At 69.8% G+C, this 18,996-nt stretch carries 16 protein-coding genes; 7 read left to right on the plus strand and 9 right to left on the minus strand.

Annotation, left to right across the window (positions count from 1 at the left end):
- Window positions 1-92: 92 nt before the first annotated feature.
- From AB0J91_RS10805 to AB0J91_RS10825, 5 genes are all read right to left on the minus strand, one after another.
- Window positions 93-944, minus strand: a complete 852-nt coding sequence (locus AB0J91_RS10805) for an LLM class F420-dependent oxidoreductase (RefSeq protein ID WP_363866530.1) — start codon at window positions 942-944, stop codon at window positions 93-95.
- Window positions 944-1,300, minus strand: coding sequence for a carboxymuconolactone decarboxylase family protein (locus tag AB0J91_RS10810; protein ID WP_363793086.1), 357 nt, complete (start codon window positions 1,298-1,300; stop codon window positions 944-946). The genes AB0J91_RS10805 and AB0J91_RS10810 overlap by 1 nt, the downstream gene beginning before the upstream one ends.
- Window positions 1,297-2,151 carry an NAD(P)-dependent oxidoreductase gene (locus AB0J91_RS10815; protein WP_363866533.1) on the minus strand — a complete coding sequence of 285 codons (855 nt, stop codon included), beginning with the start codon at window positions 2,149-2,151 and terminating at the stop codon, window positions 1,297-1,299. The genes AB0J91_RS10810 and AB0J91_RS10815 overlap by 4 nt, the downstream gene beginning before the upstream one ends.
- Entirely contained in the window at window positions 2,148-2,900 is a 753-nt protein-coding gene (locus AB0J91_RS10820; RefSeq protein ID WP_363866535.1) for an SDR family oxidoreductase, read from the minus strand. The genes AB0J91_RS10815 and AB0J91_RS10820 overlap by 4 nt, the downstream gene beginning before the upstream one ends.
- Window positions 2,901-2,983: 83 nt before the next feature.
- On the minus strand, window positions 2,984-4,447 hold the full coding sequence (locus AB0J91_RS10825; protein WP_363866538.1) for an aldehyde dehydrogenase: 1,464 nt from the start codon (window positions 4,445-4,447) through the stop codon (window positions 2,984-2,986).
- A 172-nt stretch (window positions 4,448-4,619) separates the two neighbouring features.
- Between AB0J91_RS10825 and AB0J91_RS10830 the strand changes: the two genes are divergently transcribed.
- The 6 genes from AB0J91_RS10830 to AB0J91_RS10855 all read left to right on the plus strand — a co-directional run bounded on the left by AB0J91_RS10830 (window position 4,620) and on the right by AB0J91_RS10855 (window position 12,022).
- Window positions 4,620-5,249, plus strand: coding sequence for a PaaI family thioesterase (locus tag AB0J91_RS10830; protein WP_363866541.1), 630 nt, complete (start codon window positions 4,620-4,622; stop codon window positions 5,247-5,249).
- A gap of 18 nt (window positions 5,250-5,267) precedes the next feature.
- On the plus strand, window positions 5,268-6,296 hold the full coding sequence (locus tag AB0J91_RS10835) for a ferredoxin--NADP reductase (RefSeq protein WP_363866544.1): 1,029 nt from the start codon (window positions 5,268-5,270) through the stop codon (window positions 6,294-6,296).
- A gap of 201 nt (window positions 6,297-6,497) precedes the next feature.
- Window positions 6,498-8,156, plus strand: coding sequence for a 3-oxosteroid 1-dehydrogenase (gene kstD, locus AB0J91_RS10840; protein WP_363866547.1), 1,659 nt, complete (start codon window positions 6,498-6,500; stop codon window positions 8,154-8,156).
- 62 nt (window positions 8,157-8,218) lie between these two features.
- Entirely contained in the window at window positions 8,219-9,022 is an 804-nt protein-coding gene (locus AB0J91_RS10845) for a crotonase/enoyl-CoA hydratase family protein (RefSeq protein WP_363793072.1), read from the plus strand.
- Between the two features lie 116 nt (window positions 9,023-9,138).
- On the plus strand, window positions 9,139-10,356 hold the full coding sequence (locus AB0J91_RS10850; RefSeq protein WP_363866550.1) for a hypothetical protein: 1,218 nt from the start codon (window positions 9,139-9,141) through the stop codon (window positions 10,354-10,356).
- 10 nt (window positions 10,357-10,366) lie between these two features.
- Complete coding sequence (locus AB0J91_RS10855; RefSeq protein ID WP_363866553.1) at window positions 10,367-12,022, plus strand: acyl-CoA synthetase; 1,656 nt, start codon at window positions 10,367-10,369, stop codon at window positions 12,020-12,022.
- Window positions 12,023-12,310: 288 nt separating this feature from the next.
- Here AB0J91_RS10855 and AB0J91_RS10860 read toward each other — a convergent pair whose 3' ends face one another.
- From AB0J91_RS10860 to AB0J91_RS10875, 4 genes are all read right to left on the minus strand, one after another.
- Entirely contained in the window at window positions 12,311-13,414 is a 1,104-nt protein-coding gene (locus tag AB0J91_RS10860) for a nitronate monooxygenase family protein (RefSeq protein ID WP_363793066.1), read from the minus strand.
- An 11-nt stretch (window positions 13,415-13,425) separates the two neighbouring features.
- Window positions 13,426-15,066, minus strand: coding sequence for an acyl-CoA synthetase (locus AB0J91_RS10865; RefSeq protein WP_363866556.1), 1,641 nt, complete (start codon window positions 15,064-15,066; stop codon window positions 13,426-13,428).
- A gap of 157 nt (window positions 15,067-15,223) precedes the next feature.
- Window positions 15,224-16,774 carry an acyl-CoA synthetase gene (locus AB0J91_RS10870; RefSeq protein ID WP_363866559.1) on the minus strand — a complete coding sequence of 517 codons (1,551 nt, stop codon included), beginning with the start codon at window positions 16,772-16,774 and terminating at the stop codon, window positions 15,224-15,226.
- A gap of 135 nt (window positions 16,775-16,909) precedes the next feature.
- Window positions 16,910-17,947, minus strand: coding sequence for an LLM class F420-dependent oxidoreductase (locus AB0J91_RS10875; protein WP_363866562.1), 1,038 nt, complete (start codon window positions 17,945-17,947; stop codon window positions 16,910-16,912).
- 100 nt (window positions 17,948-18,047) lie between these two features.
- On the opposite strand from AB0J91_RS10875, the gene AB0J91_RS10880 reads away from it, so the two are divergent.
- Window positions 18,048-18,995: an OB-fold domain-containing protein gene (locus tag AB0J91_RS10880; protein WP_363866916.1), complete on the plus strand. Its 948-nt coding sequence runs from the start codon at window positions 18,048-18,050 to the stop codon at window positions 18,993-18,995.
- Window position 18,996: the final 1 nt, after the last annotated feature.

Below are 18,996 nucleotides of genomic sequence, written 5' to 3' on the forward strand. Positions count from 1 at the left end.
GCCACGGGTTTGCTCGCCACCACCGCCTTACCGGCCACGGCCTCGCTCGCCGCTGCGCAGCAGGCCGTGCGCGAAATTCGAAAAAACTAGTCCTACCGGGTGATTCCGAGCTTGCCTGCGAGGCGCTGGAAGTACTCCGCGACCCACTGCTCGCCCTTCTCCGGGAACCCGAAGAGGACTTCCGTGACGCCGAGCTGCTCCCAGCGGGCCAGCGCGTCGAAGTCGGGCTTGCCCGACAGCGCCACGATCTGGGGCTCGCCCTCGCGACCGGCTTCCTTCCAGGTGCGCCGGAGGAGGGCGACCTTGTCGTCGATCTCGCCCTCGGTCGGAGTAGTGATCCAGCCGTCGGCGGAGCGGGCGATCCAGCCGAAGGTCTTCTCCGTGCCGCCGGCACCGATGAGGACAGGCGGCCGCGGCTGCTGGACCGGCTTGGGCCAAGCCCAGCTGGGACCGAAATCGACGTGCTCACCGTGGTATTCGGCTTCCTGCCGGGACCACAGCTGCTCCATCGCCTCCAGGTACTCGCGCAGCACGGTGCGGCGCTTGGCCTTGGGCACGCCGTGGTGGGTCAACTCGTCGATGTTCCAGCCGAACCCCGCCCCCAGGCTCACCCGCCCGCCGGAGAGGTGATCCAGCGTCGCGATGGTCTTGGCGAGGGTGATCGGGTCGTGCTCCACCGGCAGCGCCACGGCGGTGGCGAGCCGGATCCGCGAGGTCACCGCCGCGACCATCGACAGCGCCACCCACGGGTCCAGCGTCCGCAGGTAGCGGTCGTCGGGGAGCTCCCCGGTGCCGGTACCCGGGTGCGCGGCTTCGCGCTTGACCGGGATGTGGGTGTGCTCGGGCACCCAGAAGGAGTCGAAACCCGCCTCTTCAGCGGCTTTCGCGGCCACGGCGGGTGCGAGACCGCGGTCGCTGGTGAACTGCACGATGCCGTACTTCATCAGTGGTCCTTTTCGCCGAGGATCTTCTCGATGCGCATGGTGAACTTCGTGCCCAGCGGCCAGCCGACGTAGTGCGTCATGAACAACCCGATCTCGCGCAGCTGCTCGGCGTCCAGCTCCTCGTTGCCCAGCGCCGCCCGCACCTGGATGTCGGCGACGTCGTCGAGCCCCTGAGCGGCCAGCGCCCCCAGCAGCAGCAACCGCCGATCGCGCAGGCTCAGCCCGGGCCGGGACCAGATCTCGGCGAAGAGGTGGTCGACGGTGACGGCGAAGAAGTCGCCGGGCCCGTCGGAGACCTCCCAGCCGTAGACCTCGCCCATCTTGGCCAGGCCGCGTTGTCGCTGCTCGTCGCTCATGCGTCCTCCTTCGCCACGCCGAGACCGACCGCCAGGTCGCGCAGCGCCCGCTGCCCCAGCGGCAGCTCGACGCCGAGCCGCTCACCGAGTCGCAGGGCCAGCGCGAGGTCCTTCTCGCCGAGTTCGCTGACGTTGCGCAAGATCGGGTACCAGTTGTCCGACGGGTCCAGCTGCGCGGTGTCATCGCGCAGCATGATCGCCCCGGGCCCGCCGGTGATGGCGTCGGTGTGCCGCACGATCTCGCCGAGCTCGCGCAGGTCGATGCCGGATGCCTCGGCGAGCCGCTGGGCCTCCGCGGCGGCGGTGAACGCCACGAAGTGCAGCAGGTTGCGGGCCAGCTTGCAGCGGGTTCCCGCGCCGACCTCGCCGGCGTGCACGACGAGTCCGGCCCAGTGCTCGAAAACGTCTGCGCAGCGGTTGAACGCGTCCTCCGAGCCGCCGACCATGACGGCGAGGTCCGCCCGGTCGGCACCGACCGCACCGCCGCTCACCGGCGCGTCCACCACCGACACCCGGTGCAGCGCGGCCAGTTCCGCGAGCCGGGGCGCGGTGTCCTCGCCGATCGTGGAGTGGATGGCCAGGACCGTCCCCTCGGCGGCCCCGGCGAGCAGCCCGTCCGGGCCGCACACCACCTCCTCGACCTGCGCGTCGTCGCGCACCATCACCGAGATGACGTCGGCCTGGCGGGCCACCTCCTTCGGGGAGGTCGCCGCTCGCGCACCGCCTTCGACGAACTTCGCGACGACCTCCGGGCGGACGTCGTGGACGACGAGCCCGTCCGGCCAGGTCAGCAGCTTGCGGGCCATCGGAGCACCGATCTGCCCGAGCCCGATGAATCCGACCGCGCTCACGAGCGGATCACCTGCCCGCCGTCGACGTTGAAGATCTGCCCGGTGACCCAGCCCGCTTCCTCCGACAGCAGGAACAGGCACATCCCCACCAGGTCCTCGGGGTGCCCCATGCGCTTGAGCGCCATGCCCTTGACGATCGCCTTGACCATCTCCGGCGGGGTGGTCCCCCGGGTGGCCTCGGTGTCGATCGGGCCGGGCGCGATGGCGTTGATCCGCACTCCCATGCCGCCGATCTCGTGCGCGAGCTGCTGGGTGAGCCCGTTGACCGCGACCTTGGCCAGCCCGTAGAAGCCGGAGTAGACCCAGGCGGCCGTGGAGGACTGGTTGACGATGGAACCTCCGCCGCGTTCCTGCATGTGCGGCACGCACGCCCTGGTGCACAGCAGCGCGCCGTCCATGTTCACGCTGAGGAACTTCTTGTAGTAGTCCCAGTCCACCGTGCACAACAGGTCCAGCCTCATGCCGCCGTAGATGGCGGCGTTGTTCACCAGGTGGTCGATGCCGCCGAACCGCTCGACGGCGAAGGCCGCCATCGCGGCGGTGGACTCCGGCGAGGAGACGTCGACCTCCACGAACGCGGCGGTGCCCCCGTCGGCGTTGATCTCCGCGGCGACCTTCTCACCGGAAGCCGTGTTGAGGTCGGCGACCACGACGCTCGCCCCCTCCGCCGCCAGCGCTCGCGCGTACGCCTCACCGATGCCCTGCGCGGCCCCGGTGACCACCGCGACCTTGCCTTCGAAACGCCCCATCGCGTCCTCCTGGTCGTTGTTCAGGAATCGAGTTGCTCGGCGGTGCGGGTAGCGGGACCTTTCGACGCCGAACAACTCCTCGCCTAGGCCGGTTCGGCGACCAGCTTCGTCTCCAGGTACTCCTCGAACCCGGCAACGCCCATCTCGCGGCCGATGCCCGACTGCTTGTAGCCGCCGAACGGGGCGTCCGCGCCGTACCAGACGCCGCCGTTGACGCTGACCGTCCCGGTGCGGATGCGCGCGGCCACTCCGCGCGCCCGTTCCAGGTCCTGGCCGTGCACCGCGCCGGAGAGCCCGTAGGGCGAGTCGTTGGCGATGCGCACGGCGTCGTCGTCGCCGTCGTGCGGCAGGATCACCAGCACCGGACCGAAGATCTCCTCGCGCGCCACCCTGGATTCGTTGCTCAGCCCGGTGATCAGCGTGGGTTCGACGAAGAAGCCGCGGTCGCGCTCGGCACGACCACCGCCGCAGGCGAACTCGCCGCCTTCGTCCGCGGCCAGGGCCAGGTAGCTCTCCACCCGGTCGCGCTGGCGCGCGGAGATCAGCGGTCCGCACACGGTTCCGGGATCGTCGGGGTCCCCGACCCCGATGCCGCGCAGCGCCTTGGCGGTCAGCTGCACCGCCTCGTCGTAGTGGGCGCGGGGCACCAGCAACCGCGTGGTCAGCGCGCAGCCCTGCCCGGCGTGGGTGCAGACGGTGAAGGCGGCGAGTCCGCAGGCCGCACCCAGGTCGGCGTCGTCGAGCACGACGAACGCCGATTTCCCGCCCAGTTCGAGGAAGGTCCGCTTGATCCCGGGAGCACCGGCCGCCATCACGGCACGTCCGGTGGCGGTCGATCCGGTGAACGACACCAGGTCCACCCGGTCGTCGGAGGACAGCTGCGCGCCCAGGGCGTGGTCGTCGGAGGTGACGATGTTGACCACGCCGGGCGGGATGTCGGTCTCGTTCAGCAGGATCTCGCCGACCGCGGCCGCGCACCACGGGGTGTCGGGCGCGGGTTTGAGGACCGCTGTGTTGCCGGCGGCCAGCGCCGGTCCGAGCTTGGCGAGGTTGATCTGGTGCGGGAAGTTCCACGGCGTGATCGCCCCGACGACGCCGACGGCTTCGCGACGGGTCCAGCGCCTGCTGGGCATTCCCATCGGTTCGGCGACGCCGAGGTCGCGGGTCCACTCGTACCCGGCCGCGACACCGGCGAAGTGGGCGACGTCGGCGATCGGCGCGTCCAGCTGCGCGCCGTGCGTGAGGAAGCGCGGTGCTCCGGCCTCGGCGATGGTGAGTTCGCGCAGCTCGTCGGCGTGTTCCCGCAGGGCTCGGCTGAGCTGTTCGAGGCAGTGCACGCGCAGGTCGAGGTCACGCGACCAGTCGGTTTCGTCGAAGGCCCGCCGCGCCGCGCGGATCGCGCGGTCCATGTCGGCGGCGGTGGCGTTGGCCGCGGTGCCGAGCACCTCTTCGGTGGCGGGGTTGGTGGTGTCGAACCGCCGCCCTGATCCGGGGGCGAGTTCACCGTCGACCAGCAGGGTCGACTCCTTGTCGGTCCAGACGCTCATCGGCAACACATCCGGTTTCTAGACACGTGTCAAGACTAAGGTCCACGTTTCCGGCCCACAAGGTCCGCACCCAATAGAACCGGTTTCCTCCTCCCTGCGAAGCTCCCGTTGACACAGCATAATCGAGGCATAGAACATGTTCTAGATATTCGGCGCACGAGGGGACCACCGGATGACCGACGAGAGACCAGGCACGACCTCCCCACCGGCGGCGTTACCCGCCCCGGTCCTCCCGGAGATCCCGGCCGAGACGACCCTGCTGGCCGCGCGGATCCGCGAGCTCGTCGAGGCCGGCGTGTTCACCGATGTCGCAGCCGAGGACCTGCGCGCCGCCAGCGAGCACGTCGCCGCCGCCACCGAGCTGCTGCGCGAGCGCACCCGCGAGAAACCGCTGCTGCTGTCCTACCTGGACGGCCACCAGGTCAGCGTGCACAACCCGGTCGAGGGCCCCGGCAACCCGCTCGCGCCACCCGTGGTGGGCCTGGAGATCGACGATTCCGGAGCGACCTCCTCGTCCGCGCTGCTCGGCGCGGCCTACGAGGGACCTCCCGGGCGCGTGCACGGCGGCTGGGTGGCCTCGCTGCTCGACCACGCCGTGGGCCGGGCCGTGGCGGTGGCCGGCCATCCGGCGATGACGGTGTCGCTGACCGTGGACTACCGGCGCGGCACCCCGCACGGCGTGCCGCTGACCATCAACGCGCGGTTCACCGGCAAGGAAGGCCGCAAGGTCTTCGCCACCGGCGAGATCGTCGCCGACGGCGAGACCACCGCCGAGGCCAGCGCGATCCTGGTGACCTACTGACCAGCGAGGAGACTTGCGATGCCTGAGTTCCACCGGCTTCGGGTGGCCGAGGTCGTCGAGGAGACGGCCGACGCCCGCTCAGTGGTCTTCGACGTCGACACCGCCCGGCTGCCCTACCGGCCGGGCCAGTTCCTGACGTTGCGAATCCCCAGCGACCGCTGCGGTTCGGTGGCCCGCGCCTACTCCTTGTCGAGCTCACCGGTCACCGACGGACGGCTCGCCGTCACGGTCAAGCGCACCGAAGACGGGTACGCGTCGAACTGGATCTGCGACAACGTCGCCGCGGGAACCGAACTCGACGTGCTGGAACCGGCCGGGGTGTTCACCCCGAAGTCGCTGGAGGACGACCTGCTGCTGTTCGCGGCGGGCAGCGGCGTCACGCCGATCATGTCGATCCTGAAGTCGGCTCTGGCCACCGGGACCGGCCGGGTCGTGCTCGTCTACGCCAACCGCGACGAGAAGTCGGTCATCTTCGCCCGCGAGCTCACCGAGCTCACCGCCGCGCACCCCGGACGCCTGCTCGTGCTGCACTGGCTGGAATCCGTGCAGGGGCTACCGCACCAGGACGCGTTGCAGTCGCTGGCCGGAGCGTTCCCGGAGCACGACGCGTTCATCTGCGGGCCGAAGCCGTTCATGGACGCCACCCGGAAGGCGCTGCGCGAAGCGGGATTCCCGAAGAAGTCGATCCACCTGGAGCGCTTCGCCTCGCTGGCGGGCAACCCGTTCGACAACGCGACACCCGCCGAGACGGCGGCCGAGGAGTCCCGGCCGGAGGACTCGGTGGTCGAGGTGACGATCGACGGCGAGGCCCACACCTTCACCTGGCCCGCCGACAAACGGCTCCTGGACCTCCTCAAGGAGAACGGCATCCAGGCCCCGTCCTCCTGCTCAGAAGGCATCTGCGCGGCCTGCGAGTGCCGGGTGACCGAGGGCGAGGTCACGATGGTCAACAACCAGGTCTTGGAGCAGGAGGACCTCGACGACGGCTACCGCCTGGCCTGCCAGTCGCTGCCCAGGACCCCCAAGGTCAAGATCGACTACGACTGACCCGCCCCAGGCGGCTTCGAATTTCGCGCGAAATTCGACGCCGAGACTTCGGACTCGAATTTCGCGCGAAATTGGAAGCCGCCAGAACGCGTTCTTTCGTGTAACTCGGTGGCGAAGTAGCCAAGTTTTGGTCGAACCGTGGCATCGGAGCTCGCAAAACTATAACCTGTTTCAGTATCGCGAGGCCCACATGGAGGTGCCATGACAGAAGCGACCTTCGATGTCGTCGTGGTCGGCTCCGGCGCCGCCGGGATGACCGCCGCGCTCACGGCGGCCGACCGGGGGCTGTCGGTGCTGGTCGTGGAGAAGGACCGCTACTTCGGCGGCTCCACCGCGCGTTCCGGCGGCGCCGTCTGGGCCCCGCACAACGAGGTGCTGCGGCGCGCGAACCCCGAGGACGGCCCGGAGAAGGCCGCGACCTACCTGCGGCACCTGATCGGCGACGAGATCGCCGCTGACCGGCGCGAAGCGCTGCTGTCGCACGGACCCGACATGGTCTCGCTGGTGCTGCGCCGAACCCCGTTGAAGCTGAAGTGGATTCCCGGCTACTCCGACTACTACCCGGAGACCCCCGGCGGCGTCCCCCAGGGCCGCACGCTGGAACCCAAGCCGTTCAACGGCAAGCTGCTCGGCGACGAGCTGGCCAACCTGCAACCCCCGTACCTGCCCGCACCGGCCGGGATCACGGTCACCGCGGCCGAGTACAAGTGGATGAACCTCATCGCCCGCCACCCGCGCGGCATGTTCACCTCGGCCAAGGTCGGTCTGCGCCGGGTGGTCTCGCTGGCCACCAAGCGCCCGCTGCTCGCGCTGGGCCAGGCCCTGGCCGCCGGCCTGCGCGCCGGACTGCTGCGCGCGGGCGTGCCGGTGTGGCTCAACAGCCCGCTGACAGAACTGCACGTCGAAGAGGGCGCGGTCACCGGTGTGCGCGTGCAGCGCGGTGACGAGGAGGTGCTCGTCCGCGCCCGGTACGGCGTGATCATGGCGGCGGGCGGTTTCGAGAAGAACGAGCGGATGCGCAAGCAGTTCCAGCGCGAGCCGATCGGCACCGACTGGACCGTCGGCGCCGAGTCCAACACCGGCGACGGCATCGAGGCCGGCCAACGACTCGGGGCGGACGTGGACCTGATGGACGACGCGTGGTGGGGCCCGTCGATCCCGCTCCCCCGCGGCCCGTACTTCTGCCTGTCCGAGCGCAACCTGCCCGGCTGCATCCTGGTCAACGCCGCAGGTCAGCGGTACGTCAACGAGGCGACGCCGTACGTCGACGCGGTGCACGCGATGTACCGCGGGCACGAGACGGGGGTGGCGCACATCCCGTCGTGGCTGGTCGCCGACCAGCGCTACCGCAACAACTACACCTTCGCCGGACTGCCGCCGCGCCAGCGCTTCCCCGGGCGCTGGTACAAGGCCGGGATCGTGCACACCGCCCCCACCCTCGACGAGCTGGCGGCCAAGATCGAGGTGCCTGCCGACCAGCTGCGCGCGACCGTGCGGCGGTTCAACGGCTTCGCCGAGAAGGGCACCGACGAGGACTTCCGCCGCGGCGAGAGCGCCTACGACCGGTACTACGGCGACCCGCGGTTGCCCAACCCGAGCCTGGCTCCGCTGGAGGTCGCGCCGTTCCACGCGATCAAGATCGTGCCCGGGGACCTGGGCACGAAGGGCGGGTTGCGCACCGACGCCCGCGCCCGGGTGCTGCGGGAGGACGGCTCGACCGTTCCCGGTCTCTACGCGGCGGGGAACGCGAGCGCGGCGGTGATGGGCTCCACCTACGCGGGAGCCGGAGCGACGATCGGCCCGGCCATGACCTTCGGCTACGTGGCCGCCTTGGACCTCGTGGCCAAGGCCGAGAACTGACCGGACACAAGGGTTGTTGATCACGGGCGGTTCCGGCGAGGACCGCCCCGTAAGGAGGCGGGATGACCGCGACGGAGACCGAGCAGCCGCATTGCCTCGTGGAACAGCGCGGGGGCGTTCTGGTGGTGACCATGAACCGCCCGAGCGCCAAGAACGCGCTGTCCGGCGAGATGATCAAGATCATGATCGAGGCGTGGGACCGGGTCGACCACGACCCGTCGATCCGGGCCTGCGTGCTCACCGGTGCGGGCGGCGCCTTCTGCGCCGGTGCGGACCTCAAGAGCATGAGCAACAACCACCCCGGTGACCAGCACGCGCAGGGCTCGTTCAACCCGGCCAAGATCGAAGGCCTGCTCAAGGGCCGACGGCTGACGAAACCGCTGATCGCCGCGGTGGAGGGCCCCGCCATCGCGGGCGGCACCGAGATCCTGCAGGCCACCGACATCCGCGTGGCCGGCGAGAGCGCGCGCTTCGGCGTCTCCGAACCGCGCTGGGGCCTGTTCCCCCTGGGCGGCTCGGCCGTGCGGCTGACGCGCCAGATCCCCTACACGGTGGCCGCCGACCTGCTGCTGACCGGACGCCACATCAAGGCGCCCGAGGCCAAGGAGCTCGGCCTGATCGGCCACGTCGTGCCGGACGGAACGGCGTTGGACAAGGCGCTCGAACTGGGCGAGATGATCGCCGCCAACGGTCCGCTGGCCGTGCAGGCGATCCTGCGCACCATCCGGGAGACCGAGGCGATCCCCGAGGAGGAAGCCTTCGCCATCGAGGCCCAGCACGGCATCGGCGTCTTCATGAGCGAGGACGCCAAGGAGGGCCCGAAGGCCTTCGCGGAGAAGCGCAAGCCCGACTTCCAGGGCAAGTGAACCGATCACGAGGGGCGTCTCGTCCGAGCGCCCCTCGTGATCGGTTCAGCAGCACCGGCATGACGACATCCGTCGTTGCAGAGTCAAACGTCCCCGCACTGGCGCGAGGTGCACGTATGCAGAGTCGCTACGCAACGCTGACCCGACCCCGGCTGGCCGCGCTGCTGCCGGAACTGCTGCTGGCCGGGCAGTTGATCGACCGTTCTGCCATGGCCTGGTGCATCTCGTCGTTCGGCCGCGAGGAGATGACCCGGATCGCCATCGAGGAGTGGATGGCGGCCAGCCCGATCTACACCCGCCGGATGCAGCGGGCCCTGGACTACTCCGGCGACGACGTGGTCACCATCTTCAAGGGGCTGCAGCTCGACATCGGTGCTCCGCCCCAGTTCATGGACTTCCGCTACACCGTGCACGACCCGTGGCACGGCGAGTTCCAGCTCGACCACTGCGGTGCGCTGATGGACGTCGAGCCGATGGGCGAGCGCTACGTGCGCGCGATGTGCCACGACATCGAAGACCCCACCTTCGACGCCACGGCCGTGGCCACCAACCCGAAAGCGCAGGTCCGGCCGCTGCACCGGCCGCCCCGGAAACCCGCCGACCGGCAACCGCACTGCGCGTGGACGGTGATCATCGACGACGCGCACCCGCCGGTCTCCCCCAGCCAGGACTGCCTGGCACTGCGGGAATCCCGGGCCGCGAACCTGGAGCTGTCCGCCATCGACCCGGCCGAGGACGGGCGCGGTGACTACACCGGGCCGCTGCTCAGCGACCTGGACTTCGCCGATTTCAGCACCTCGGCGCTGGTGCGCATGGCCGACGAGGTGTGCCTGCAGATGCACCTGCTCAACCTCGGTTTCGTCCGCGCCGTGGCGAGACGGACCGCCGATCCGCGGGAGATCTGCACCAAGCAGCTGGTGGGCATCGCCGGGCTCGCCGCCGAACGGATCCACCGAGCGCTGGACCTGCCCGGTGGTGTCGAGGGCGCGTTGCGGGTGCTGGAGCTGCACCCGCTGCTCAACCCGGCGACCTACGTCGTGGCGTCCCCGGACTCCGAGTCGATCACCGTGCGGCCCGGCCCGGCGCACGCCGACGGCGCGTGGATCTCGTTGTGCGGGCCCGGTTCCACCGCCCCGCTGCAGGCCGTGGTGCGCGCGGTCGACCCCCGGCTGGACGTGGTGGTCGAGGGCACCGAGGACTCCTGGACGGCGCGCGTCATCTCCGGCGAAGAACCCGCCGGGGAGTTCGACGAGGTGGCCGTGACCCGGATCAGCACCGGGTCGAACTTCACCTTCCAGCCACGAAAGTCCATTCCGATCATGCCTGTTCGGTGAGGAGCTCCAGATGACGGCAACGAGCTTCACCCTGTCCGCGGTCTTCCAGACCGTCGCCGAGGCGGTCCCGGACCAGGAGGTCCTGGTCCGGGGCGAGCAGCGGTTCAGCTACGCCGGTCTCAACGCGCGCGTCGACGGGGTCGCGCACTACCTGACCCGGCAGGGCTTCGGCTGCCACACCCCGCGCGAACGGCTGCCCGGGCACGAGTCCGGGCAGCACCACGTCGGTCTCTACCTGCACAACGGCAACGAGTACCTGGAGGCGCTCATCGGCGCGCTGCGCGCCCGCGCGGTGCCGTTCAACGTCAACTACCGGTACGTGGCCGAGGAACTGCTTTACCTGTTCCAGGACGCAGGCGCCGAGGCGTTGGTGTTCCACTCCGCGTTCGCGCCGCAGGTCGCCGAGATCCGGGACCGGTTACCTGGCGTGCGGCTGCTGATCCAGGTCGACGACGACAGCGGCCACCCGCTGCTGCCGGGCGCCGTGCCGTACGAGTCCATCGTGGACACCCCGGCTCCCGATGTGCTGCCGCAGCCCTGCGGCGACGACCTGTACCTGCTCTACACCGGTGGCACCACCGGGATGCCCAAGGGCGTGATGTGGCGGCAGCACGACGCCTACGTCGGTGCGATGGGCGGCACGCCGTTCGGCAGCTCCGAGCCCTACCGCTCCTACGAGCAGATCGCCGAGACCGCCAGGCAGGGCGGCGGCGGGATGCGGCTGATCATGACCGCGCCGTTCATGCACGGTGCCGCGCAGTGGTCGACCTTCCACATGATCACCCAGGGCGGTGCGATCGTGCTGCCCACCGACGCGAGAACCCTGGACTGGCCGGACGTCCTGCGCACCGTGCAGCGGGAGCGGGTGGTCAGCGTCCCGGTCGTCGGCGATGCGATGGCCCGGCCGATGGTCACCGAGCTGGAACGCGGCGACTACGACCTCTCCGGCGTGTTCGCGGTGCAGAACGGCGGAGCTCCGCTGACCCCGACGGTGCGCGCGCGGTTGCAGGCGCAGCTGCCGAACGTGCTGTTCGTCGACACCGTCGGATCGTCGGAGACCGGCATCCAGATGAGCCAGGTCGCCGACGGGAACGGCACCGAGACGGGGGTTTTCACCCCGGACGGCGACACCACGGTCCTCGACGACGACCTCACCCGCGAGCTCTCCCCCGGCGAGGGCCAGGGCTGGCTCGCCCGTCAGGGCCTGGTGCCGCTGGGCTACCTCGGCGACGCCGACAAGACCGCCCGCACGTTCCCGGTCATCGACGGCCGGCGCTTCAGCGTCCCCGGGGATCGCGCGATCCGCCTGGAGGACGGCCGGATCGAGCTGCTCGGGCGGCAGAGCATCACCATCAACTCCGGCGGGGAGAAGATCTTCGTCGAGGAGGTCGAACGCGCCATCGCCGCCCACCCGGCCATCGCCGACGTCGTCGTCACCGGACGCCCCTCGGAACGCTGGGGCAGCGAGGTCGTGGCCGTCGTGGAACTCCTGGACGACCACGAGGCCTCGGACGAGGACCTGCTCACCGAGGCCGCCCACCACGTGGCCCGCTACAAGCTGCCCAAGGCCATCATTCGAGTCCCGCAGATCCAACGCTCCCCCAGCGGCAAAGCCGACTACCGCTGGGCCCGCCAACAAGCCACCACCGTGGCTCCCACTTCCTGACCACCCGACCGGGCGACCCATTCGAACTTCGCGCGAAATTCGAACGCGAGCTTCGGGACTCCAATTTCGCGCGAAATTCGAATCGCCACCACGCGCGGGCGTGTTATGCCCTGGTCAGGGTGCCCTATTTGAATTTCGCGCGAAATTTGAATCGGGGGTTTGGGCTCGGAGTTCGGGTGAAGTTGGGATCAACGGCGTTCGGGGATCATCCGGGTGAGGGTGGACGTTCGGCGAGGCCCTCTCCCCTGGGGGAGAGGGCCTCGTCGTGGTGCGTCAGCGTGGTTGGGGTCAGCGGAGTTTGTCGAGGCGGGTGAAGGTCTCCTCCACTTCGCGGAGGAGGTCGTTGAAGACGTCGGCGACCGGGCGGATCTCGTTCATGCGGCCGACGATCTGGCCGACCGGCATGGAGACCGCCTGCGGGTCGCTGGCTCGCATCATGCGCTGGTGGGCGTCGCTGACGAGGATGTTCTGCAGCGGCATCGGCAACGGCTGCGGGGCGTCCGGGGCCGCCCACGCCTCGGTCCACTTGGTCTTGAGCAGCCGGGCGGGCTTGCCGGTGTAGATGCGGGAGCGGACGGTGTCGCTGGAGTCCGCCGCCAGCAGCGCCTCCTGGGTCACCGAGTCGCCCATGGTCATGCCGTACTCGGCCGTGGTGAGCCAGTAGGACCCCATCCACGCCCCGGAGGCACCCAGCGCGAGCGCCGCGGCGATCTGGCGCCCGGTGCCGATGCCGCCCGCGGCCAGCACCGGGGCGCGGCCGCCGATCGCGTCGACGATCTCCGGCACCAGCACCATCGTGGCGATCTCACCGGTGTGCCCGCCGGCCTCGTGGCCTTGGGCGACGACGATGTCCACCCCGTTGTCGACGTGCCGCTGGGCGTGCTCGGCCTTGCCCGCCAGCGCCGCCACCAGGACGTCGTGGGAGTGGGCCTGCTCGATGATGTCCACCGGCGGCGAACCCAGCGCGTTGGCGATCAGCGAGATCGGGTGCCGCAGCGCGACGTCGACGTGCGAGCGGGCCACCGAGTGCAGCCAGCCCAGCACCCCGCCGCGTTCCTTCTCGTCCTCGGGCAGTTCCGGGACGCCGAGCTCATCGAGGGTCCGGTTGACGAACTCGCGGTGCTCGGGCGGGATCAGCGAGTCCAGGTCGACCTGGGTGCCCTCGGTGGGCACCTTGGCCGGCATGACGACGTCGACGCCGTAGGGCTTGCCGCCGGTGTTCTGGTCCATCCAGTCCAGGACGCGGTCGAGCTCGTCGGGGTCGTTGAACCGCACGCACCCCAGCACGCCGAGTCCACCGGCCTTGCTGACGGCGGCCGCGACGTGCTCGGACGGGGTGAACGCGACGATGGGATGCTCGATCCCGAGCGTGTCGCAAAGCGATGTGCGCATCTACGTTCCTCTCAGCGCGCGGCGGATTTCCGCGAGGGCTGGTTGACTTCCGTGGGTTCGTGGGTCTCGGTGTGCTTGCGCGCCCACGGGTAGTCGGGTTTCCCGCTGGGCGAACGGGTGATCTGCTCGACCAGCCACAGGCTGCGCGGCACCTTGTAGCCGGCGATGACCTGGCGCGCGTGGGCGTCGAGTTCCGCCAGGCCGGGCGCGGCACCGGCGCGCGGCTGCACGAGCGCGGCGACCCGCTGGCCCATGCGCTCGTCGGGTACACCGACCACCAGCACGTCGAAGACGTCGGGGTGCGACTTCAGCGCGCTCTCGACCTCTTCGGGGAAGACCTTCTCGCCACCGGTGTTGATGGACATGTTGCCGCGACCCAGCAACGTGACCGTGCCGTCGGCCTCCAGCCGCGCGTGGTCCCCCGGGACGACGTAGCGCGTGCCGTCGACCTCGACGAACACCGAGGCGGACTTCTCCGGGTCCTTGTAGTAGCCCAGCGGCACGTGGCCGGTCTTGGCCAGCCAGCCGATCTGCCCCGTTCCCGGTTCCAGCGGCCGGTTGTCGTCGTCGATGACGATGAGCTTCCGGTCGGCGGTGACACGAGGGCCTTCGGACTGCACGCCGTCCTTGGTGACGATGCCGATGCCGCCGAAGCCGGTCTCCGAGGAGCCGATCGCGTCGGTGATCACGACGTTGGGCAGCGCGTCGAGGTACTGGTGCTTGACCGAGGTGGAGAACAGCGCGGCCGTGGACGAGATCGCGACCACCGAGGATGCGTCGTAGTCGCCCTCGTTGAGCGCCTCGATCATCGGCCGCGCCATCGCGTCTCCGACGATGGCCAGCACGTTGACCTTGTTCCGCTCCACGGCCCGCCACACCTCGTGCGGATCGAACTCGGGGACGAAAACCGTGGTGGCGCAGGCGAAGAGGTTGCCGAAGGTGGCCCACTGCGCCGCGCCGTGGATGAACGGGGCGGCCGGGAGCCGCACCAGGCCACCGGTTTCCGCGCCGGTGCGGGCGAGTTCCCACTCGTCCTTGACGTATTCGCCGGTCATGAAGTCGATGCCGCCGCCGAGGACGCGCCAGACGTCCTCCTGGCGCCACATGACCCCCTTGGGCATGCCGGTGGTGCCACCGGTGTAGAGCAGGTAGAGGTCGTCGGAGCTGCGCTCGGCGAAGTCGCGGTCGGCGCGCTGGGCGGCGAGCGCCGCCTCGTACTCCACGCCGCCGTAGCGGGTGTGGTCGGCGTCCGAACCGTCCTCGATCACTAGAACGTGATTCAACGCCGGTACCTGCGGAAGCACCTCGGTGACGTGGTCGCTGTAGCGCCGTTCGTGGATCAGCGCGACCATGTCCGCGTTGTCGAAGATGTACTGCAGCTCGGCGGGCACGTAGCGGTAGTTCACGTTGATCGCGACCGCCCGCAGCTTGTACGCCGCGAGCATCGCCTCCAGCGCTTCGATCGAGTTCCTGGAGTACACGCCGATGTGCGCGCCCGGCCCGACGCCCTTGGCGGCGAGGTGGTGCGCCAGCTGGTTGGACCGCTGCTCCAGTTCCGCGAACGTCACCTGGCGCTCGCCGCAGACCACTGCGACGCGCTCAGGGACCATGTCGACTGCGTGCTCGAAGAGATCTGCGATGTTGAGTGCCACTCGAAAAAAGTAGAACGTGTTATCGCCGATGACAAGGGGGCGGAAGTGCTACCGCGAAACGGGCGGTCCGTCATGAACGTCCCCGATGGGCAGCACGAAACCGCGTGCGGCGGAACACTCCTGCCACCGCACGCGGTCGCCCACCGATCACCGCAGGTCAGATGGCCTTCTCGCGGCCTTCCCAGTACGGATCGCGCAGCTTGCGCTTGTAGAGCTTGCCGTTGGGGTCGCGCGGCAGCTCATCGATGTAGTCGATGCTGCGCGGGACCTTGAACTTGGCCAGCCGCTCCTTCGCGTAGGCCAGCAGCTCCGCGGACAGCTCATCGCCCGCGGCGACGCCCTCCGCGGGCTGGACGACGGCCTTGACCTCCTCGCCCCAGTCGTCGTGCGGCACGCCGAACACCGCCACGTCGGCGACCTTGTCGTGCACCGACAGCGCGTTCTCGATCTCCGCCGGGTAGATGTTCACGCCACCCGAGATGATCATGTCGTTGCGCCGGTCGCACAGGTAGAGGTAGCCGTCGGCGTCGAGGTAGCCGACGTCGCCCAGTGTGAACAGGTCGCCCACCCGAGCTTCCTGGGTCTTCTTCTTGTCGTTGTGGTACTCGAAGGTCGAGCCGCCCATCTGCATGTAGACGGTGCCGATCTCACCGGCCGGCAGCTGCTCGCCGTCGTCGCCGAGCACGCTGACCACCGAACCCGGCCACGGCTTGCCCACCGAGCCGGGCTTGCGCAGCCACTCGTCGGCCATGATCGTCGTGCCGCCGCCCTCGGTGGCCGCGTAGTACTCCACGACCACCGGACCCCACCAGTCCAGCATCGCGCGCTTGACCTCCTGAGGGCACGGAGCGGCCCCGTGGATCATGGTGCGCAGCGAGGACACGTCGTAGCGCTCGCGGGTGTCCTCCGGCAGCGCCAGCAGCCGGTGGAACTGGGTGGGAACCATGTGGCTGTGCGTGACGCGGTGCTCCTCGATCAGCCGCAGCATCTCCTCCGCACCCCAGCGGTCCATCAGCACCGCCGTGTGCCCGAACTGGATGGAGATGCTCACGAAGTTGAGCACCGCCGTGTGGTACAGCGGCGATCCGCACAGGTGCACGTGGTCGTCGAAGGGCTTGAGCCCGAACACCCCGAAGAACCACGCGTTGGCGGCCGGGACGTCGTCCGGGTCGGCGCCGCTCAGCGGCCTGCGCACGCCCTTGGGGCGGCCGGTGGTTCCGGAGGTGTAGAGCATCGGCGAACCCGTGGTGCGCACGTCGGGCCGCCTGGCGGGCTCCTCCGCACCGAGGTTCGCCAGCGGCTGGAACCCCGGCACCTCACCGACGGCGAAGCGCGCCGCGCTGGGCAGACCGCTGCGCGCGGCGGCGTCGGAGGCCGCGTCGGCGAATCGCTCGTGCGCGATGAACGCCTTGGCACCGCTGTCCTCGACGATGTAGGCGACCTCGGCACCGACCAGGTGCCAGTTCACGGTCACCACGTACAAGCCGGTCTGGATCGCGGCGAAGTACGCGGCCAGCAGATCCGCGCCGTTGGGCAGCATCAGCACGATGCTGTCGCCCGGTTCCAGACCCATGCTCTGCAGACCGCGGCCGTACCGGTCGGCGGCGGCGGCGAGCTCGGCGTAGGTCACCGAGCCACCGTCCGGCGAGACCACGGCCGTGCGGTTCGGCTGCTGGTCGGCGATGTTCCACAGTCCTATGTCGGCCACGGCGGACTCCTGTCGACGGCGAGAGCTTTCCCCAGCCGAACAAACCTAGAACGTGTTGCAGTTATCGAGCAAGGTCGCGGACCGAACCGACTGAGAACAATCCGGCCCGCACCCCACTTCAACCGAGAACAGATTTCAGTTCCGGACCACGTCGGCGACCGACCGGACGTGCTCGACGTCGCGGCAGCCGACCAGCAGCACGTCCACGCCGGCCTTCTCCCACACCGCGATCCGGCCCCGGACGTGCTCGCGGTCGCCGATGATGGCCACGTCGTCGACCGCCTCGTCCGGCACCGCCGCCACCGCCTCCTCGCGGCGACCTGCGGCGAAGAGCCGCTCGATGTCGGAAACCGCCTCGTCGTAACCCATCCGGCGGAAAAGCTCGGCGTGGAAGTTCATCCCCGGTGCGCCCATCCCGCCGAGGTAGAGCGCCACCGACGGTTTGAGCTTGGCGCGCTCGGCCTCCGGGTCGTCGGTGACCACGACCTGGCAGGTCGCGGCGACCTCGAACTCCTCGCGGGTGCGGCGAGCACCCTCGCGCGCGAAGCCCTCGGCGAGCCACTCCTCGTACATCGCGCCGACGCGGGGCGAGTAGTAGACCGCGATCCAGCCATCGGCGATCTCGGCGGTCTGCGCGACGTTCTTCGGCCCCTCGGCGCCCAGCCAGATCGGGAGGTCCGCGCGCAGCGGGTGGGTGATCGGCTTGAGCGGCTTGCCCAGCCCCAGCGAACCGGGGCCGTCGTAGGGCAGCCGGTGGTGCGGTCCGTCGTTGCGAATGGGCGCCTCGCGCGCCAGAACCTGCCGCACGATCGAGACGTACTCCCTGGTCCGGGCCAGCGGCTTGGCGAAGGGCTGGCCGTACCACCCCTCCACCACCTGCGGCCCCGAAACGCCCAGGCCGAGGATCGCGCGACCGCCGGAGAGGTGGTCGAGGGTCAGCGCGTGCATCGCACAGGAGGCCGGCGAGCGCGCCGACATCTGGGCGACCGACGTGCCCAGCCGGACCTCGCGCGTGTCCGAGCCCCACCAGGCCAGCGGTGTGAAGGCGTCCGAACCCCACGACTCGGCGGCGAAGACGGCGTCGAATCCGACCCGATCGGCTTCGAGAACGAGTTCTTGGGCGTTCTGCGGTGGAGCGGCACCCCAGTACCCGAGTTGCAGTCCTACTTTCACTTGTGAACCTCCCTTTCCCGGCCGCCCGCGGACCCTGCCCATACTGCACCGGATATTGCCGGGATGGCGAGAACATGTTTCACTTCGGGTTGTGACTGGGATCTCCGAACCGCTCAGCGCCCCGCTCAACATCGGCTTCGACTACACCCGTTCGCTCGGGACCGTGCACGGCCGATTCGCCACGTCGCTGCGCGATGGCGGCATCGTCGGCGTGCGCGGCAGCGACGGCAGGGTGCACGTGCCACCCATCGAACACGACCCGGACACCGCCGCCCCGCTGGACGACTTCGTCGAAGTCGGCAGCCAGGGCACGGTGGTGAGCTGGACCTGGATGCCCGAACCGCTGCCCGGCCAGCCGCTGGAGCGCGCGTTCGCCTGGGCGTTGGTGCGCCTCGACGGCGCGGACACCCCGCTGCTGCACGCCGTGGACGTGCCCGGCCCCGAGGCGATCTCGACCGGGATGCGCGTGCAGGTCCGCTGGGCGGCCGAGCGCGGCAACGGGATTCGCGACATCGCCTGCTTCGAGCCCGCGGGCTCCACCGAGCAGCCGGAACCGGTCGGCGGTGATCCGGTGACGATGATGACCTCGCCGGTGAACCTCGACTACATGCACTCCGCCTCCCCCGAGGAGAGCCGCTACCTGGAAGGGCTCGTCGAGGGACGGCTGCTGGGTCAGCGCTGCCCCGCCTGCGCGAAGGTCTACATCCCGCCGCGCGGCGCCTGCCCCACCGACGGCGTGCCCACGGTCGAGGAGGTGGAGCTGCCCGACACCGGGATCGTGACGACGTTCTGCATCGTCAACGTCCCCTTCCTGGGCCAGCGCATCAAACCCCCGTACGTCGGCGCCTACATCCTGCTGGACGGCGCCGACATCGCCTTCCTCCACCTGGTGCTGGGCTGCGAGGCCGATCAGGTGCGGATGGGCATGCGGGTCAAGGCGTCGTGGAAATCCCGCGACCAGTGGGCCCACACGCTGGAGAACATCGACCACTTCGAACCGACCGGGGAACCGGACGCGGCGTTCGAAACCTACGCCCACCACCTGTGAA

Source organism: Saccharopolyspora sp. NPDC049357 (assembly GCF_040677225.1).
In the GTDB taxonomy this organism is placed as follows: domain Bacteria; phylum Actinomycetota; class Actinomycetes; order Mycobacteriales; family Pseudonocardiaceae; genus Saccharopolyspora.

Excerpts from the sequence above, each read along its gene's own strand:
- AB0J91_RS10805 (WP_363866530.1), bottom strand. The coding sequence starts at position 944 with ATGAAGTACGGCATCGTGCAGTTCACCAGCGACCGCGGTCTCGCACCC.
- AB0J91_RS10810 (WP_363793086.1), bottom strand. The coding sequence starts at position 1,300 with ATGAGCGACGAGCAGCGACAACGCGGCCTGGCCAAGATGGGCGAGGTC.
- AB0J91_RS10820 (WP_363866535.1), bottom strand. The coding sequence starts at position 2,900 with ATGGGGCGTTTCGAAGGCAAGGTCGCGGTGGTCACCGGGGCCGCGCAG.
- AB0J91_RS10825 (WP_363866538.1), bottom strand. The coding sequence starts at position 4,447 with ATGAGCGTCTGGACCGACAAGGAGTCGACCCTGCTGGTCGACGGTGAA.
- AB0J91_RS10830 (WP_363866541.1), top strand. The coding sequence starts at position 4,620 with ATGACCGACGAGAGACCAGGCACGACCTCCCCACCGGCGGCGTTACCC.
- AB0J91_RS10835 (WP_363866544.1), top strand. The coding sequence starts at position 5,268 with ATGCCTGAGTTCCACCGGCTTCGGGTGGCCGAGGTCGTCGAGGAGACG.
- kstD (WP_363866547.1), top strand. The coding sequence starts at position 6,498 with ATGACAGAAGCGACCTTCGATGTCGTCGTGGTCGGCTCCGGCGCCGCC.
- AB0J91_RS10845 (WP_363793072.1), top strand. The coding sequence starts at position 8,219 with ATGACCGCGACGGAGACCGAGCAGCCGCATTGCCTCGTGGAACAGCGC.
- AB0J91_RS10850 (WP_363866550.1), top strand. The coding sequence starts at position 9,139 with ATGCAGAGTCGCTACGCAACGCTGACCCGACCCCGGCTGGCCGCGCTG.
- AB0J91_RS10855 (WP_363866553.1), top strand. The coding sequence starts at position 10,367 with ATGACGGCAACGAGCTTCACCCTGTCCGCGGTCTTCCAGACCGTCGCC.
- AB0J91_RS10860 (WP_363793066.1), bottom strand. The coding sequence starts at position 13,414 with ATGCGCACATCGCTTTGCGACACGCTCGGGATCGAGCATCCCATCGTC.